Origin of the sequence: Spirabiliibacterium pneumoniae (assembly GCF_014884995.1) — a bacterium.
In the GTDB taxonomy this organism is placed as follows: Bacteria; Pseudomonadota; Gammaproteobacteria; order Enterobacterales; family Pasteurellaceae; genus Spirabiliibacterium; species Spirabiliibacterium pneumoniae.
Genome location: NZ_JABMII010000008.1, coordinates 167,565 through 184,740 on the forward strand (window position 1 = coordinate 167,565; position 17,176 = coordinate 184,740).

Consider the following 17,176-nt stretch of genomic DNA (forward strand, 5'->3'; position numbering starts at 1 on the left):
GACGTGCGCAATGCCTAAAAAAGTGCGGTCATTGACCGCACTTTGTATTTTAACCCACCACTTCTGGCAGGTAGCCTGCATTAATTAGAAACGGAATACAGATAATGATAATGCCTAGCACTAAGGCGACGAGCAAAGCGATGTTGCCGCCTTTAACACGGTACGGCAGGTTTGGGTTGAGTTTACGCGCACGCCACGCTAAGCCGATTGGCAACACCAAGCCGTAGAACGCAAACATAATGCCCGCGTAACCGAGTGCCATAATAAAAGCTCTTGGATAAAACAGAGCAAACAGCAATGGCGGTACAAAGGTCAGTAAACCTAAGACTGGTCGGTTGGTTTTCACATGTACACGCAAGAGTAAATCACGCAAGCAGTCAAACAACGCCAATGATACTCCTAAGAAAGAAGTAATTAACGCCAGTGATGAGAATACACGCACCGCTTCGCCAAGGAAGTCGCTGCCAGTGATGGTGCGGGTGGCTTCCACTAAGCCGTTAAGAGTTGGGTCACTTTTCAAAATCACAAGGAATTGGCTTTGGCTTAATACACCATGGGTGGCTAATTGCCATAAGAAATATGCGACCAAAGGGATACCTGTTCCCATTACAATGGCAATACGCAATTTTTTTATGTCTCCATCAAGATAGCGCACGATTGATGGAATTACCACATGGAATCCAAACGATGTAAAAAAGACTGGAGCTGCGGAAAGTAATACGGCGTTATCCAATGGTAATGCCATTAAATTATTACTTTTCACCAACGGCAACATCATAAATAAGATCACCACAAAAATAGCGATTTTACTAAAAAAGAACAAGCGGTTAACCGCATCGACACTCCCTGTACCAATGACAATAAACACGCCGAGCACTACGGTGAACAAAATCACACCGAAATCAGTTGCACTTAAGCCATCAACGACAGGTAACAGCGAGCTGATCAGCGAACCACCGCCACTGACATAAGCAGCCAAAATAGCATACATAAAAATTAAGAGTGAGAGAGTTGCCAACACACGCCCAATACCGCCGAAGTATTGTTCAGCTAATGTTGCAATACCCGCATCTTTGCTCGCTGTTTGATACACTTCAATAAACAGCAATGCACTAAAAGACAGTAGCAACCACAACACTAGTAGTAACAACACTGTCATACCAAATCCCATACTTGCTGAGGTAATTGGCATAGCAAGCATACCAGCGCCAATTGTTGTACCAGCAACAATCAGCGTACTTCCTAAAGTTTTATTTTTCATAGTTAGTTCTCGTTTTAGGTTAATGAGTAAATTATTTTATACAAAAATGTTTTACAGTCTAAATTTTTTTTCGCTTTTTGCCGAAAAAAAGCCAAAAGTGCGGTCTACATCACGATCAACTGCCGAATTTTAAAAAAGAGTTGTTTAAATAAGCTTGGTACACTGTCTGCGCCACGGCTTTTAATCTCGTTTGCCAGTGCTAAGGCAATATCTGGCTTAGAAGTATAATTAATCGCCTTTTGGATGACTTTCGAAATATTCATTTTTTTACTTGTGCCTTTGACGTTTGCCAAACGAAAGAACACGCGTTCAAATCCATTGTGAAAGAAATAGTGCTCAATGTCGCGCTCAGGCAGCGTGATAATACGGTTGGTCAATGTTTCATCTTGCGCTAATTTATTGCGGACTGTATCAGAATATTTACGCCCTGCGCTGTCACCATCGGTTAAGACAAACCATTCAATCCCCATATGCTGACAATATTTGATCAATGGACGCAATCCGCATTGAGCAAAATCAATAATGCGAATACCCTCCATCTCAAGATTAATATTGAGCACTTGCGCCAGCTCGGAGAGCAACCAAACTTCCGTTTCCCCCTCCACTAATAACCATGCTCGGGCAAATAACGCTAGGCTGCGATTATAATGAATGTGAAAACCCAGTTTACGATGATCATCCTGATTAAGATCACCACGCGCGAGCTGATAGGCGTGAGTCATATTATCACGGCGTAGCAAACGGCAGATATGCTCAATGCGCACATAAGAAATCAGCTCCACCGAGTTGGTGGTAGTGATACGCTGAATCGGCAAATGGCTGGCAAACTCCCAGGCAATCGCCACCATACGTGGATGCAAGCGAGCTTCAATATCCTCTAGCAAAATAATCGGACGAGTGTAATGTTCAAAATTCAGATTTTTACCTTGCTCAAATAACGCCATTAATGCCAATAATAACCGCTTGCGTAAGACACCCTTTTTATCTTGCGCCAGTTCTTGATTTAGCTGTTTAACACTCGCCCACCACTGCATGGAATCAGTCATCAGCAAGGCAGTGGGTGGCTGTAAAAAGTAATATTGAATAATGTTGAAAATCGCCTGTAGCTCTTTAGCTGGCAGCTTATCGTTCATCTGCTTGAGTTGAAAATTCGATTTATGCGCCAAACGCGCATCACGAAAGCGTAACACGGGGTGCTGCGCAATTAAGGCGTCTAAAAGTGCGGTTTTGTTGTCAATCTCAAGCAAGTCACCGTTTTGGTCTAAAAAGTCATAACGGGTGCTCGCCTGTCCTTGGGCAAGCTCGGCGCTCACGCGTAAATAAATGCGGGCATATTTATCTTCATGGGGGCAAAACAGTGGCGTAAAATGTATTCGATCATCAAAGTGCGGTTCGTTGATGTCACTAACGCTAAACGTAAATAATATCGTGCTGGATTTATGCAAGGTTTTCGGCGCACTTTGCAGTTTGTCATATTCGCCTGGCGTGAAGTGGAAATCCGTAGGTTGAAATTGATAGCGCGGGCTGGCAGGATTGAGGATTAAACTCAAGGCATCCAACAAACTGGATTTTCCCCAGGCATTTTCACCCACTAGCACCATATTAGAACGCAAGCTAATCGACAAACGATTTAGTCCACGAAACCCTGAAATATCCACCTGTTTTAAATACATACTGCCCCCTTTTTGACTTAGCTTACTAAAAAAACCGTGCGTGGGATATACCATAGACCACATTTTCGTTATAATTTAACGCAAGGAGCACGCATGGACGGATTATTGATTGTATTATGCCCTATGGTGTTAGGGTATTTGATAAAAACGCGCAATCTCGCCATTTTAAGCCGCCTGAATCTCGGCGTGGTAGTGCTGCTGTATATTATTTTGTTTATGATGGGATTTTCTCTCGGGCAGATTGACAATCTCGCCCAACAACTACCTATCATCGCTCACTCCGCCTTAACCTTCATCGTACTGACCATCGGCTTAAATGTGGCGGGTTTGCTGGTGCTCGACAAGCGCTACCCTTTTCAGTTGAAAAAAACCAACGGCAAAATGCCCTCACGCTGGCGTTTAATGCTTGATTCCTTGCTGATGCTCAGTATGGTGTTTGCGGGCGTATTGATCGGTCTTTCCAGTAAAGGAATGTTTAACCTGCCACACAACGCCAGTACCTATGTGTTGGTGGCGCTGATTTTTTTGGTCGGCGTGCAGCTACGCAACAATGGCATCAGTCTTCGCCAAGTGTTGTTTAACCGCCGTGGCATTATTGCCGCCTGCTCGGTGATTGCAACTAGCCTGATCGCGGGCGTTTTAGCCGCGTTTTGGCTTGAGTTACCGCTTTTTCAAGGCTTGGCCATCGCCTCAGGCATTGGCTGGTATTCACTGTCAAGTGTGATGATTAACGATGCCTTCGGGCCTGTCATGGGCAGTATTGCATTTTTTAATGACTTGATGCGAGAGATTCTAAGCTTGATGGTTGTGCCTGCATTGATGCGCCACTTTGCCACCGCCGCAGTGGGCTTCACCGGTGCAACCGCACTGGATTGTACTTTGCCAATTATTCAGCGCAGTGGCGGCGTGCAAGTAGTACCACTGGCGATTAGCTACGGTTTTATCATCAACCTTGCGGTGCCACTGTTGCTGGTTTTGTTCACCAGCTTACCGCAGTAATGGCAAAGTGCGGTTAAGGCACATCAAAGCTGATAAACGCCCATTTAATCATCCGTGAACGTGACGTAAAACCGTGATCAAAATAAGCTCGCACCGCACTTTCATCTTGGCTTGACAATTCGCCTAAACTCCAACGCACACGTTCGACCAGCTCATCGGCACTGTTGGCAACAAAACGCTTGTCCTCGCAATGAATATAGTCAACTTTAGGGTGAATGCCCATTTGATATAAGATGTTAATCACATAAATATAATCAGGCTTTGGCACAATCCCACGTTCGATAATGGCGTCAATGTCTTCGGCTAGAAAGCTGCGCCCCACTTTGTAAGTGAGATAGACGCGCCTTTTGGCCTTGCTGATGAGCTTTTCCAGCCCCATTTTGATGTCATCAAGCTCTAAGCAGCGTGAGGCAAACACCAAATCGCACGCTGGCACATCACGCCAGTCATCTTCATAGGCTAACTGGCGGGTACGAATATTGCTAATGCCCTGTGCCTTCGCATTTTCATGCAGGCAGGTGAGCATATTGGCGGAGTAATCACAGGCGAGCACCTCACGCAAGTGCGGTGCAGCCAATAGCGACAAAGTGCCTGGCCCACAACCGAAATCCAGCACACTGTGGCAATCCGTGAAATCTACTTTGGCGATAAAATCGGTGGGATAGTTACCTTTGAGCATATTTTGCCCAGAAAGGAGCGCTTTCTTATCCCAGTCTGCACTTGTTTTTGTTTTAAAGGTGCTGGCTTTTTTCTGCACACGATAAAGCCTGTCGAAATCCAAAAGATCATAATTTGCTTGTTCAATCATAACAGTGCTCCGTAGCGCTGATAATCAATATCATACAAGATGGAAAATTGCGAGGCTTGCAGCAAAGCTTGCTCACCAAACGCAAGCACTTTTCCCTGCTTAATCATCAAAATCGCAGTGTCTAAAAACTGCGCTTGGCGTGGGTGGTGGGTTGTAATCACAAAGCTGTAACCTTGCGTTTGCAGGCGTTGGATCAACTCCAGCAAGCGAATTTGGTTGCCAAAATCCAAGCCATTGGTAGGTTCATCCATAAAAATCATCTTCGCCTGTGTTGTCAAGGCACGGGCAATATACACAAGCTGCTGTTGCCCACCGCTGAGTTCGGTGAATAATTTATCGTGCAAATGGGGAATGTTAACCTGAGCCAACGCCTGCTGACAGATGGCATAATCCGCCTGGCTAAAGCCTTGCAGGGTTTTCTTATGGGCTAAACGCCCCATCAACAACATATCTATCACACGATAAGCAAATGGCGTGTGATAACGCTGTGGAATATAGGCCATTTTTCGCGCCAATGTTTTGCGTGGTATCTCATTAATCAGCTGGCCTTGAAACCGCACTTTGCCTTGAAAGGGTAAAATGCCGAGCATGCAACGCAGCAAGGTGCTTTTACCACAGCCGTTTTCACCGAGAATGCACAGGCTGCGCCCTGCCTCAAGGGTGAAACTGACATCGTTCAAGATGTTTTTTTTGCCGTAACTAAAGCGCAGATGCTCAACCTCAATCATACCGTCCCCTTCACGCTAAAGAGCACCGCAATAAAAATAGGAATACCAAATAACGAGGTAATAATGCCAATCGGAATTTCATAGCTATAAAGCTGACGTGACAGGGTGTCACAAATGAGCAAAAAGATTGCGCCAACAAGGGCTGACGCACTGAGCACAAAGCGGTTATCCGCTCCGAATAAAAAACGGCAAATGTGCGGTGCAATCAAACCGATCCAGCCAATAATGCCACCGAGCACCACGCTGAGAGAGCTGGCCAGTGTGGCTAAAATCACCACTGAAATCTTCAACTTTTGCGTATTAATGCCCAAACTTTTGGATTCGTCCTCCCCAAGACTTAACGCGTTGAGCTGTTTGCCGAGCAAAATCAGCAGCACAATACACACCAACATCACACCACCGACCGCTAAAACCGCACTTTTGGTCGCAAAGCTGAGACTTCCCATTAAAAAATAGACAATGTTTGGCAAAGTGTCGTATGGGTCGGCGAAATATTTCAGCACAGAGAGCAGCGCGCCAAAAATGGCGGAGCTAATCACCCCGCCAAGGATCAACATCAGCAACGGTTGCGCTCGCGAGATCAATGACAGCATAAAAGCAATCACCACTGCAGCAATGCCCATCACAAAGGTCAGCATTTGCATTTGCACAATCGACAGCCCCAAAATCATCGCCAACGCAGCACCAAAGCCTGCCCCACTTAACACACCCAAGATCGATGGCGACACCAATGGGTTAATCAGCATGGCTTGATAGGCCGCGCCACTGACCGACAATGCCGCGCCAATCAACACGGCGGCGGCAATGCGCGGGAAGCGGATATCCAGTAGCACCACCTTCGCTACGCTGTGATCAGCGCTGAAAATGGCGGCATATTCGCTCAAGTTAAGCTCAAATTTACCAATAAAAAGCGTTATTGCAGCCAAAAATGCCAACAGTAACGCCAGCAACGCAAGGCTAAGGTGTTTCATTGAGAATGTCGTTCAAATCGGCTTCACTTAACTCCCGTGACAAAAAAAGTTGATAGAATTGTTTCGCTTCATCACGAATATTGATCTGAGTAAATTCGTTTGGATGCAAGGTTTTCAGCAGCCAGCGAATACCCAAAAAACGCATAAATGATGCAGGCTTACCCATCCATGAAAATGGCTTGCGTGGGATTAAAAAGACTTGTTTATTTTTGACCGCACTTAGCACTTGCCATTTTTCGTCTTGATAAACACTGTCATAAAAGGCTTTATCATAAGCAATGATCATATCAGGGTTAAGAGAAAGCACCTGCTCAAAATTCACACTGACACGGCTGTTTTGTTTGGTGTTTTCACATTTGAGCACCACTTCGCCGCCTGCGAGCGTAATCAAATCGCCGAAGCTACTTTTTTCACACTCACTTTTTAAGCCATCTTTGCCAAAAGCGTAATAAACGCGAGGCTTGGTTTGATAAACCGCACTTTTTGCCATATCCACGGATTGCTGTGCGTACGCATGGAGTTTTTCACCACGTGCGCTAACGCCCAAAATATCTGCCAATGGCGTAAAGCTGTTCAAACTTTGCTCCAGCGTTAACGCATCGATATACAACACAGGCACACCAGCATTCACAAAAATTTCGCGGTATTTGTCTTGCACATTACCACTTGCAAGGATTAAATCAGGCTTTAGTGCGAGCACCGCTTCCATATTCGGGGTTTTACCTTGACCAAAAAAGCCGCCCACCACCGTCTGCTCGGTGACACTAGGGTCAAGATATTGCTTTTCAATGGGGTAAAATTCAAAATTAAGGCCCGCAATTTTGCTTTTATCCACCGCGTAAAGTTGGTAGAGCAAAACAGGATTTGACGCATAAACTTTTTTGATGTGTTCTGGGGTTAAATTCTCACAGCCCACACATTCTGGCGCGGGTGAGGCCCAAACAGGCTGCACAAAAATCAGTGAAAGAAGAAGCAGAAATAAACGCATACGCACTCCGTTATAGATAAGTTTATATAACGTTAACATAAAAAAGCCCGACAACATAACTGTCGGGCGATCTTTTAAAGCGTTATTCGCCGTTAACGAATTTTTCACCCAAAGCAATGTCTTTTTGCAGCGTCGGCAACATGGCTTCAACCGCACTTTGCTCAAATTCACTTAATGGACCAATTGGCAAAATTTCTTCTACACCATTTTTGCCTAAACGCACAGGTACCGCGAAGAAACGTGCATATTTGCCGTCGCCTTCAACATAAGTGTATTCCACAGCATCTTGCCCGCTTAAGCCTTTCAATACAGAAAGCCCGAAACGCGCGGCCGCTTGCGCCATTGAAAGGGTTGCACTGCCGCCACCTGCTTTCGCTTCCACCACTTCGGTGCCCGCATTTTGAATGCGTTTTGTCAAAGATTCAACTTCTTCAGCATTGAAACTTGCGCCTTCGACTTGTGAAAGCAATGGTAAAATGGTAACACCAGAGTGACCACCAATCACAGGCACTTTCACTTTATCTAATGCAACACCTTTAAGTTCAGAAACAAAAGTTTCAGAGCGGATAACATCGAGTGTCGTGACACCAAACAGACGACGCTTGTCGTACACGCCTGCTTTTTTCAACACTTCAGCGGCGATAGCCACAGTGGTGTTGACAGGGTTAGTGATGATGCCAATGCACGCTTTCGGGCAAGCAACAGCGGCTTTTTCCACCAAGTTTTTAATGATGCTGGCGTTGATGTTGAACAAATCAGAACGATCCATGCCTGGCTTGCGCGCAACACCTGCGGAGATCAACACCAAATCAGCGCCTTGTAATGCTTCACTTGGGTCTTCCCCTGCATAGCCCTTGGCTTGCACAGGGGTTGGGATATGGCTAATATCTTTTGCCACACCTGGTGTGACAGGCGCGATGTCGTATAACGCCAATTCTGTTCCCGCTGGGCAATTTAATTTCAGCAACAAGGCCAAGGCTTGACCAATCCCACCTGCGGCACCTAAAACAGCAACTTTCATTCAAATCTCCTTATGTTTACATTTAATTAACTAAAGTGAGTTAAGTCTAGATCCAAATGCAGCCAAATTCAAACACGACAATACAAAAGTGAGAGCTAGGGCAAATTTTTTCACACTTTAACCGCACTTTACACAAGAAGAAAATTTTATTTGCCTTTTTATGAAAAAATATGCACTATCTATGCAAATTTCTGCATAGAGAACGCATAATGAACACACAAAACAAGTCTGAATCCCTCAATAGTGCTTTTCGCGCATTATTGTTAGCCGAAAAATACGCTTCACAAAGCGAAATTGTTGAGGCGCTGCAAGCGCAAGGGTTTCAAGTGAATCAATCCAAAATTTCACGCATGCTAGCCAAATTTGGCGCAGTGCGCATTCGCAATTCCAAAATGCAAACCGTTTATTGCCTGCCACCAGAATTAAGCATGCCGAATACCTCAAGCCCGTTGAAAAATTTGGTGCTGGATATTGATTACAACAACGCGCTGGTGGTTGTACGCACCAGCCCAGGTGGCGCACAATTGATCGCGCGGCTGTTAGACTCCATCGGCAAAAACGAAGGTATTTTGGGCACCATTGCTGGCGACGACACGGTGTTTATCACACCAACGTTGGATACCAAAACTGCACAGTTGATGAAAAATATCCAACAGTTGTTTGAAAATTCACTTTAGGAAGAGCTATGCGCATTTTTATCACTGGCGCGACAGGCTTGATCGGCAGCGCACTTTGCCAACAATTAGTCTCTCTTGGGCACACGGTTGTTGCACTCACGCGCGATGCCGCCAAAGCAAAAGCGCACTTTGGCGAGCTAAACATTGATTTTTGTACCGATTTAACCGCACTTTGCACACTGGATGATATTGATGCGGTGATCAACCTTGCAGGCGAACCCATTTTCGATAAACGCTGGCATAAAACACAAAAAAAGCGCTTGATCGAAAGCCGCGTTACCCTCACTCAAACGTTGGTTGGGAAAATCAACGCCAGCCAAACACCGCCACAGGTGCTTATCTCAGGCTCTGCGATCGGTTTTTATGGCAACGTGACTCAAAGTGCGGTTGATGAAAGCGCCCCTGCGGGAGAAGGCTTTGCCGCTGAACTTTGCCAGCGCTGGGAGCAGGCTGCGCTCAACGCCAACACGCGCGTATGTTTGCTGCGCACGTCAAATGTGCTTGCCACCCACGCGGGCGCACTTTCAAAAATGCTGCTTGTTTACCGATTAGGGCTTGGCGGCCCATTGGGTTCAGGCGAGCAAAACTGGGCGTGGATTCACTTAGCCGATATGGTCAACGCGATTCTCTTTTTGTTAACCACTCCGTCATGTCAAGGGCCATTTAACTGCTGCGCACCGCACTTTATTCCTCAAGCGCAATTTAGCCACACGTTGGCGAATGTATTGCACCGACCGCACTTTGCCTTTGTGCCCGCCTTTGCGCTCAAACTGATGCTCGGCGAACGCGCGCAGCTGCTGCTTGACAACCAGCCGATTATGCCAAATGCACTCACGCAAGCAGGCTTTCGGTTTACGCATCCGACGCTTGACGGCGCCCTGCGCAACTTGCTGACCTAACGAACGTTAGGCATTTTGCTTCAGGCTTGCTATAATTTGCGCAAAATTCGAATAGTTAAATGGCATAGGTTTATTGCATGACAACGCCGACAGATCCGCAAAACGCACAACAAGACCCACAAGAACAACCCGCTGCGCCTAAACGCACGCGCTCATGGCGTATGCGTTTTTTGATCTTTAGCCTAAAATTGGGCTTCACCGCACTTTGTTGTGTATTGTTTTATCTCGCCTATCTTGACGCCAAAATTCGCCATACGCTTGACGGCAGCATTTGGCAGCTGCCAGCGGAGGTGTATGCCAATATTGAAAGCATTGAACAGCCCCGCCACCCAACCCTCAATGAGGTGCGGGCAAAATTAATTGATAATGGCTATCGCCAAGTCAATATGCTCGGCACACCAGGGGATTTTAAAATTGAAAACGATACTTTAGTACTGATTCGCCGTGCGTTTGAATTTCCTGATGCACCTGAACCACAACGTGTTTTGCGCCTGCGCTTTAAAGACGAGCGACTTTACGTGATTGAGGATTTGGTTAACCGCCAAGCTATTGCGCAATTTCGCCTTGCGCCAAAACTTATCGCGATGTTGCAGTCTAACAAAGAGGACCGCTTAGCCATTCCGCTGCACCAGTATCCGCGTTATTTGATCGATACACTTCTTTTAACCGAAGATCGCCGCTTTTATGAGCATAATGGCGTCAGTTTGCTTGGGATTACGCGTGCGATGATCACTAATATTCAAGCGGGTCAAACCGTACAAGGTGGCAGTACTCTCACCCAGCAATTGGTGAAAAACCTCTTTTTGAGTAACCGTCGTAGCTTCACGCGCAAAATCAATGAAGCCTTTATGGCGATTTTGCTTGATGCGCGTTACGACAAAAACAAAATTTTAGAAACCTACCTCAACGAGGTTTACCTTGCTCAATCGGGTGACACCGAAATTCATGGCTTTGCGCTGGCCAGCCAACTCTTTTTTGGCCGCCCAATTCAAGAAATTCGCCTTGATCAAATTGCATTATTGGTAGGCATGGTCAAAGGACCATCAATTTATAATCCGTGGCGCTATCCTGACAACGCCACCGCGCGGCGTAATGTGGTGCTGAAAATCATGCAAGAAAATGGCATTATCAACGAAAGCCTATATCAATTGCTTAGCCGTCGCCCACTGGATGTAAAACCCAAAGGCAGTGTTACCCGCGCGCAGCCAGCATTCATGCAATTGGTGAAACAAGATCTCAGCCATGTGCTAGGCGAGAGCAAAACAACCGCACTTTCAGGTGCACGCATTTTCACCACGTTAGACATTAACAAACAGCGCATGGCCGAAAAAGCCCTCGTTGAAGCCACCCAAAAACTACAGCTGCAACAAAAACGCCCTGATCTGGAAGCCGCAATGGTGGTGGCGGATTACCGCACTGGCGGCGTGCTGGCAATGGTCGGTGGGGTGCAAACACAATATGCAGGTTTCAACCGTGCACTGCGCTCACAGCGGCAAATTGGCTCACTCGTTAAACCGTCAATTTACCTTAGCGCCTTGGCAAATCCAGAGCAGTTTAGGCTCAACACGCCGATTCAAAACCGCCCTATTACAATTCGTATCAAAGGCGCGCCTGATTGGCAACCACGCAACTATAATCGCCGTTATAGCGGCTCAGTAATGCTGATGGATGCCTTAGTGCGCTCACTCAATATTCCTACTGTCAACATCGGCATGAAAGTGGGGCTTGATACCATCATATCTAATCAAAAAGCGATGGGCTGGGATAAAATCAAAATTCCGCGTGTGCCTGCCATGCTGCTTGGCTCATACTCTATCGCACCATTTGACGTGGCGAAGCTGTTCCAAGTGATCGCCAATGCGGGGGAAAAGGTGCCGCTCTCATCCATCGATAGTGTTACCCGTCGTGATGGCGAAGTGCTCTATCAACGCACCGATACCGCAAACCAAGTGGTTCCCCGCGAGGCCGCTATTCAAACGCTCTTTGCCATGCAACAAGCCGTTGAACGCGGCACTGGGCGCAGCTTACAAACAGATTTTGCTGATTTTCATCTGGCTGGCAAAACAGGCACCACCAATGACGCGCGCGATACCTGGTTTGTCGGCATTGATGGGCAAGAAGTGATCACCGTATGGCTGGGGCGTGATAACAACGGTAAAACAGGGCTAACTGGCTCCACAGGCGCATTAAAACTCTATCAGCACTATCTCTCCCTCGTGCCACCCACACAACTGCATTTGCCAAAATCGCCTAACATCAAATGGGTAGGCATCAACAGCTTTGGCAGCTGGGATTGCGCCAGTGGTCGCACTATCCCTGTATGGGCTAACCGTAACCAAAGTTTTTGCTCACAAAGTGCACCAGTGGTGGCTCCGAGCAGTCAACCTGCACCAGACGCACCAGTCGCAAGCCCTGAGCGCAAACCCAGCGTGTGGGATGCATTGAAACTACAAGACGGTGGCGCCCCAGTAGAAGAAGCCCAACCCAGCCGTTAAAGTGCGGTTTGGTTATAAAGTGCGGTTTGGTTTTTAATCAAATCCAATTCAGCATTTTTAAGATGACAATGCCGATGGCTGAGGTGAACATGGCGGCGAAGGTGGTGATGCCGATGATGTTAGCAGCGGTTTTGTCATTGCCACCCATGCCGCGCACCATTGCGTAGCTCGCGGCGGCTACTGGTGTTGAGGTCATTAAAAAGACTACCCCCAACCCGATGCCATGTAGCCCAAAGGCGTGGGCGAGTAGCACCATAATTAATGGTGCGATAAATACCCTGCCACAACTCGATGAAATAGCAACCATCGAAGTGCTATCTATCCGTTTGAGATCTAAACTGGCACCAGCGCAAAGTAACGCCAGCGGTAGTGTCATATGCGAAAGATAATTGCCTGTGCTAATCAAGGGGACTGGGATTTTAAATGGCAGGTGGCTGACCACCAGTGCGATGATGATCGCTAAAATCAGCGGATTTTTAATTAATTGTTTGAACACATAAATAATATCTGCTTTGCCGTTTTCCGCCAGTGAGCGGCTTAAGGTTATCACCGCTAAAACGTTATATAACAGCGTGATAAGTGCGGTATAGACCGACGCCACCGCAAGGCCTGCCGCGCCGTAGGCATTAGCGCACAACGACAGCCCGATAATGCCGCTGTTGCCACGAAATACACCTTGCACAAAGGTACCGCGCTCACGTTTGTCCGCCACAAAGCGCCAAGCATACAGTTCTGCAAGCGTGAAAATAATGAATGTGCCGAGATAACCAACGCCAACGATACTTAACTGAGAAGTATAATCCGTTGGGTTTTGCACAATGCTTAAAAATAAAAGTGCGGGTAGCGTGATGTTAAACACTAATTTCGCCCCTTGCTGAGCAAAATGGTCGTTGATCATGCCAATGCGTTTAAGATAAATGCCAAGCAGCAGCATTAAAATATTGGGCAGTGTTACACTCACTGAGAAGGCGATAGAGTCGAGAAAAGTGTCTTGCATGACATGTCCTACCGAAAAAACATCGTTCTATCTTAGTCATATTTCATCTAAATTGCCAGTATAAGTCAGAAAGTGGTGTTGATACGTTAAAAGTCATTCACAAATGGCGTAAAAGCCTGTATAATCCGCCAGCAATATTTATACAACCCACCTTGATTTGAGAGATATTGCAATGCTTAGAATCGCCAAAGAGGCACTCACTTTTGATGACGTGCTATTAGTGCCAGCACATTCAACCGTTCTTCCGAATACTGCCGATTTAACCACTTATTTAACCAAAGACATCAAGCTGAATATCCCTGTATTATCCGCTGCGATGGATACAGTGACAGAAACCAAATTGGCGATCTCCCTTGCCCAAGAAGGCGGCATTGGTTTTATCCATAAAAACATGAGCGTTGAGCGCCAAGCCGACCGGGTGCGCAAGGTGAAAAAATTTGAAAGCGGTATTGTAACCGATCCAATTACTGTGCGCCCTGATATGAACTTGCGTGATTTAGCCGCATTAAGTAAGAAAAATGGCTTTGCAGGCTATCCTGTTACGACTGAAGATGGTGATTTAGTTGGCATTGTCACTGGTCGTGATGTGCGTTTTGTGACAGATTTAGATCGCCCTGTGAGTGATGTTATGACACCGAAAGAACGCCTCGTTACCGTGAAAGAGCATCGCCCGCGTGAAGAAGCCTTTTCACTCATGCACCAACACCGCATTGAAAAAGTGCTGGTGGTCAACGATGCCTTTAAACTCGTGGGCATGATCACCTTGAAAGACTACCAAAAAGCTGAAAGCAAACCGAACGCCTGTAAAGACCAATACGGCCGCTTGCGCGTGGGTGCTGCTGTCGGTGCCGCCCCAGGCAATGAAGAGCGCATTGATGCCTTAGTGGCTGCTGGTGTGGATGTATTATTAATTGACAGCTCTCACGGCCACTCTGAAGGTGTGTTAGAGCGTGTGCGTGCAGCACGGGCTAAATACCCTGACTTGCCGATTGTGGCGGGCAACGTCGCCACCGCGGCGGGTGCCATTGCGTTGGCCGATGCCGGTGCAAGTGCGGTTAAAGTGGGCATTGGCCCAGGCTCGATTTGCACCACCCGTATTGTAACTGGCGTGGGTGTGCCACAAATCACTGCTATTGCTGATGCAGCCGAAGCATTAAAAGATCGCGGTATCCCAGTGATTGCCGACGGTGGCATTCGTTACTCAGGTGACTTAGCCAAAGCCATCGCCGCAGGCGCTAGCTGCGTGATGGTCGGCTCTATGCTCGCTGGCACCGAAGAAGCACCTGGGGAAATTGAACTGTTCCAAGGCCGCGCGTTCAAATCCTACCGCGGCATGGGCTCACTGGGTGCGATGACCAAAGGCTCAAGCGACCGTTACTTCCAATCCGATAACGCCGCCGACAAACTCGTGCCAGAAGGCATTGAAGGACGCATTCCATATAAAGGGTATCTCAAAGAAATCATCCACCAACAAATGGGTGGCTTGCGTTCATGTATGGGTTTAACAGGGTGTGCCACGATTGAAGAGCTGCGAACCAAAGCACAATTTGTACGTATCAGCGGCGCTGGCATCACCGAAAGCCATGTGCATGATGTCACTATCACCAAAGAAGCCCCGAATTATCGCATGGGATAAGCCAAAACCGCACTTTGATGATTAAAGTGCGGTTGATTTGAATAGTTGCTATTAGATATAAGGACTAGACCAAATGAAAAAACTCGCTATGCTTTTAATGACTCTTTTTTTATCCGCCTGTGCCAATGATTGGTCATCAAGTGGTGTCCCTGATATGTATGAAGGTCAATCGCAAGAAAGTGTGCTAAAAGCCTTAGCGAAAAATCATTGGGTGATTAAAAAACAAGACACTGATGAAGACGGCACTTTATATCTCATTGCTGAAGGTAAACCGACAGCCCAATTTGCACGCCTCTACGGTTCAGATTGTCGCCAAGGTGCATTTGCAATCTATAAAAAAGAAGGCTTGCAAGTGCTAAAAACGTCATCATGCCAAGCCACTAAAAAATAATATTTAATCAATAGAGATCATAATGAACAACATCCACAACGACAAAATCCTTATCCTCGACTTTGGTTCGCAATATACCCAACTGATCGCACGACGCATTCGTGAAATTGGCGTTTATTGTGAGCTGTGGGCGTGGGACGTTTCAGAGCAAGACATCCGCGATTTCAACCCGAAAGGGATCATCCTTTCTGGCGGGCCAGAAAGCACCACGGAAGAAAACAGCCCGCGTGCGCCAGAATATGTGTTCAACGCTGGTGTGCCAGTGCTGGGCATTTGTTACGGCATGCAAACCATGGCAATGCAACTCGGTGGCTTGACCGAAACTTCTGATCATCGCGAGTTTGGCTATGCGCAAGTAGCGTTAGAAAATCCAACCGCACTTTTTGCTAATATGAAAGATGCGCAAAACGACACTGGTCGTGCGTTGCTGGATGTGTGGATGAGCCACGGTGACAAAGTCACCCGCTTGCCACCGCACTTTAGTATTGCTGGCACCACCGCTACCTGCCCAATCGCCGCTATGGCGGACGAACAGCGTCATTTTTATGGTGTGCAGTTCCACCCAGAAGTCACTCACACTAAAAGTGGCTTAACACTGCTCACCAACTTTGTGGAAAACATCTGCGGCTGTGCACGCGAATGGACGGCAGAAAACATCATTGAAGACGCTGTGGCACGCATTAAAGCACAAGTTGGTGACGACCAAGTGATTTTAGGCCTTTCTGGTGGCGTGGATTCATCTGTGACCGCACTTTTACTCCACCGCGCCATTGGCAAAAATCTCCACTGCGTGTTTGTCGATAACGGCTTGCTGCGACTTAACGAAGCCGAGCAAGTAATGGAGATGTTCGGCGATAAATTCGGACTGAATATTATCCACGTCAACGCTGAAGATCGTTTCTTAAATGAACTTAAAGGCGTGGCAGATCCTGAAGCCAAACGCAAAATCATCGGCAAAGTGTTTGTTGATGTGTTCGATGAAGAATCCCACAAACTCAGCAACGTCAAATGGCTCGCACAAGGCACAATCTACCCTGACGTGATTGAGTCCGCCGCCAGCAAAACGGGCAAAGCGCACGTGATTAAATCCCACCACAATGTGGGTGGCTTGCCAGATTATATGAAACTTGGGCTGGTTGAACCGCTGAAAGAATTGTTCAAAGACGAAGTACGCAAAATCGGCCTTGCCCTCGGCTTGCCGCACGAAATGTTAATGCGTCACCCATTCCCAGGCCCTGGACTTGGCGTGCGCGTGCTCGGCGAGGTGAAAAAAGAATACTGCGACATCCTCCGCCGCGCCGACGCAATCTTCATCGAAGAGCTGCACAACGCCGATTGGTACCACAAAGTTAGCCAAGCCTTCACCGTATTTCTGCCAGTGAAATCCGTCGGCGTGATGGGCGACGGGCGCAAATATGACTGGGTTGTCTCTATCCGTGCGGTGCAAACCATCGACTTCATGACCGCCCACTGGGCACACCTGCCATACGACCTACTCGGCAAAGTGTCCAACCGCATCATCAACGAAGTCAATGGCATATCCCGCGTCACCTACGACATCAGCGGCAAACCACCTGCTACGATTGAGTGGGAGTAAACAAAAGCCCTTTTTACAGGGCTTTTTTTATTTTA

At 47.1% G+C, this 17,176-nt stretch carries 15 protein-coding genes; 7 read left to right on the top strand and 8 right to left on the bottom strand.

Annotated features, from left to right (window positions below):
• Window positions 1-49: 49 nt before the first annotated feature.
• Together HPC38_RS07015 and HPC38_RS07020 are read right to left on the bottom strand one after the other, a co-directional pair.
• Entirely contained in the window at window positions 50-1,261 is a 1,212-nt protein-coding gene (locus HPC38_RS07015) for an aromatic amino acid transport family protein (protein ID WP_208120568.1), read from the bottom strand.
• Window positions 1,262-1,365: 104 nt separating this feature from the next.
• The gene (locus tag HPC38_RS07020) at window positions 1,366-2,934 is read right to left on the bottom strand and encodes a DUF2813 domain-containing protein (RefSeq protein WP_208120569.1); all 1,569 of its coding nucleotides are present in this window, start codon (window positions 2,932-2,934) and stop codon (window positions 1,366-1,368) included.
• Between the two features lie 93 nt (window positions 2,935-3,027).
• Between HPC38_RS07020 and HPC38_RS07025 the strand changes: the two genes are divergently transcribed.
• Window positions 3,028-3,933, top strand: coding sequence for a lysine exporter LysO family protein (locus HPC38_RS07025; protein WP_208120570.1), 906 nt, complete (start codon window positions 3,028-3,030; stop codon window positions 3,931-3,933).
• 13 nt (window positions 3,934-3,946) lie between these two features.
• Here HPC38_RS07025 and HPC38_RS07030 read toward each other — a convergent pair whose 3' ends face one another.
• The 5 genes from HPC38_RS07030 to mdh all read right to left on the bottom strand — a co-directional run bounded on the left by HPC38_RS07030 (window position 3,947) and on the right by mdh (window position 8,449).
• Window positions 3,947-4,741, bottom strand: coding sequence for a class I SAM-dependent methyltransferase (locus tag HPC38_RS07030; protein WP_208120571.1), 795 nt, complete (start codon window positions 4,739-4,741; stop codon window positions 3,947-3,949).
• Window positions 4,738-5,469, bottom strand: coding sequence for an ABC transporter ATP-binding protein (locus HPC38_RS07035; RefSeq protein ID WP_208120572.1), 732 nt, complete (start codon window positions 5,467-5,469; stop codon window positions 4,738-4,740). The genes HPC38_RS07030 and HPC38_RS07035 overlap by 4 nt, the downstream gene beginning before the upstream one ends.
• Window positions 5,466-6,440: a FecCD family ABC transporter permease gene (locus HPC38_RS07040; RefSeq protein WP_208120573.1), complete on the bottom strand. Its 975-nt coding sequence runs from the start codon at window positions 6,438-6,440 to the stop codon at window positions 5,466-5,468. The genes HPC38_RS07035 and HPC38_RS07040 overlap by 4 nt, the downstream gene beginning before the upstream one ends.
• The gene (locus tag HPC38_RS07045; protein ID WP_208120574.1) at window positions 6,427-7,428 is read right to left on the bottom strand and encodes an ABC transporter substrate-binding protein; all 1,002 of its coding nucleotides are present in this window, start codon (window positions 7,426-7,428) and stop codon (window positions 6,427-6,429) included. Before HPC38_RS07045 ends, HPC38_RS07040 begins: the two co-directional genes overlap by 14 nt.
• 82 nt (window positions 7,429-7,510) lie before the next feature.
• Entirely contained in the window at window positions 7,511-8,449 is a 939-nt protein-coding gene (mdh, locus tag HPC38_RS07050) for a malate dehydrogenase (RefSeq protein WP_208120575.1), read from the bottom strand.
• A gap of 209 nt (window positions 8,450-8,658) precedes the next feature.
• On the opposite strand from mdh, the gene argR reads away from it, so the two are divergent.
• The 3 genes from argR (at window position 8,659) to mrcB (ending at window position 12,520) form a co-directional block, all read left to right on the top strand.
• Entirely contained in the window at window positions 8,659-9,126 is a 468-nt protein-coding gene (argR, locus tag HPC38_RS07055; RefSeq protein WP_208120576.1) for a transcriptional regulator ArgR, read from the top strand.
• An 8-nt stretch (window positions 9,127-9,134) separates the two neighbouring features.
• A complete protein-coding gene (locus HPC38_RS07060) occupies window positions 9,135-10,025 on the top strand; it encodes a TIGR01777 family oxidoreductase (RefSeq protein WP_208120577.1) in 891 nt (296 codons plus the stop codon).
• Between the two features lie 77 nt (window positions 10,026-10,102).
• A complete protein-coding gene (gene mrcB / locus HPC38_RS07065) occupies window positions 10,103-12,520 on the top strand; it encodes a penicillin-binding protein 1B (RefSeq protein WP_208120578.1) in 2,418 nt (805 codons plus the stop codon).
• A 37-nt stretch (window positions 12,521-12,557) separates the two neighbouring features.
• On the opposite strand, the gene HPC38_RS07070 is transcribed toward mrcB, so the two are convergent.
• Window positions 12,558-13,517: an AEC family transporter gene (locus HPC38_RS07070; RefSeq protein ID WP_208120579.1), complete on the bottom strand. Its 960-nt coding sequence runs from the start codon at window positions 13,515-13,517 to the stop codon at window positions 12,558-12,560.
• A 172-nt stretch (window positions 13,518-13,689) separates the two neighbouring features.
• Here HPC38_RS07070 and guaB point away from each other — a divergent pair, with 172 nt between their 5' ends.
• The 3 genes from guaB (at window position 13,690) to guaA (ending at window position 17,141) form a co-directional block, all read left to right on the top strand.
• Entirely contained in the window at window positions 13,690-15,153 is a 1,464-nt protein-coding gene (gene guaB / locus HPC38_RS07075) for an IMP dehydrogenase (protein WP_208120580.1), read from the top strand.
• A gap of 73 nt (window positions 15,154-15,226) precedes the next feature.
• The gene (locus tag HPC38_RS07080; RefSeq protein WP_208120581.1) at window positions 15,227-15,544 is read left to right on the top strand and encodes a hypothetical protein; all 318 of its coding nucleotides are present in this window, start codon (window positions 15,227-15,229) and stop codon (window positions 15,542-15,544) included.
• A gap of 22 nt (window positions 15,545-15,566) precedes the next feature.
• The gene (gene guaA / locus HPC38_RS07085; protein ID WP_208120582.1) at window positions 15,567-17,141 is read left to right on the top strand and encodes a glutamine-hydrolyzing GMP synthase; all 1,575 of its coding nucleotides are present in this window, start codon (window positions 15,567-15,569) and stop codon (window positions 17,139-17,141) included.
• The last annotated feature ends 35 nt before the right edge of the window (window positions 17,142-17,176 follow it).

Excerpts from the sequence above, each read along its gene's own strand:
- HPC38_RS07015 (WP_208120568.1), bottom strand. The coding sequence starts at position 1,261 with ATGAAAAATAAAACTTTAGGAAGTACGCTGATTGTTGCTGGTACAACA.
- HPC38_RS07020 (WP_208120569.1), bottom strand. The coding sequence starts at position 2,934 with ATGTATTTAAAACAGGTGGATATTTCAGGGTTTCGTGGACTAAATCGT.
- HPC38_RS07025 (WP_208120570.1), top strand. The coding sequence starts at position 3,028 with ATGGACGGATTATTGATTGTATTATGCCCTATGGTGTTAGGGTATTTG.
- HPC38_RS07030 (WP_208120571.1), bottom strand. The coding sequence starts at position 4,741 with ATGATTGAACAAGCAAATTATGATCTTTTGGATTTCGACAGGCTTTAT.
- HPC38_RS07035 (WP_208120572.1), bottom strand. The coding sequence starts at position 5,469 with ATGATTGAGGTTGAGCATCTGCGCTTTAGTTACGGCAAAAAAAACATC.
- HPC38_RS07040 (WP_208120573.1), bottom strand. The coding sequence starts at position 6,440 with ATGAAACACCTTAGCCTTGCGTTGCTGGCGTTACTGTTGGCATTTTTG.
- HPC38_RS07045 (WP_208120574.1), bottom strand. The coding sequence starts at position 7,428 with ATGCGTTTATTTCTGCTTCTTCTTTCACTGATTTTTGTGCAGCCTGTT.
- mdh (WP_208120575.1), bottom strand. The coding sequence starts at position 8,449 with ATGAAAGTTGCTGTTTTAGGTGCCGCAGGTGGGATTGGTCAAGCCTTG.
- argR (WP_208120576.1), top strand. The coding sequence starts at position 8,659 with ATGAACACACAAAACAAGTCTGAATCCCTCAATAGTGCTTTTCGCGCA.
- HPC38_RS07060 (WP_208120577.1), top strand. The coding sequence starts at position 9,135 with ATGCGCATTTTTATCACTGGCGCGACAGGCTTGATCGGCAGCGCACTT.
- mrcB (WP_208120578.1), top strand. The coding sequence starts at position 10,103 with ATGACAACGCCGACAGATCCGCAAAACGCACAACAAGACCCACAAGAA.
- HPC38_RS07070 (WP_208120579.1), bottom strand. The coding sequence starts at position 13,517 with ATGCAAGACACTTTTCTCGACTCTATCGCCTTCTCAGTGAGTGTAACA.
- guaB (WP_208120580.1), top strand. The coding sequence starts at position 13,690 with ATGCTTAGAATCGCCAAAGAGGCACTCACTTTTGATGACGTGCTATTA.
- HPC38_RS07080 (WP_208120581.1), top strand. The coding sequence starts at position 15,227 with ATGAAAAAACTCGCTATGCTTTTAATGACTCTTTTTTTATCCGCCTGT.
- guaA (WP_208120582.1), top strand. The coding sequence starts at position 15,567 with ATGAACAACATCCACAACGACAAAATCCTTATCCTCGACTTTGGTTCG.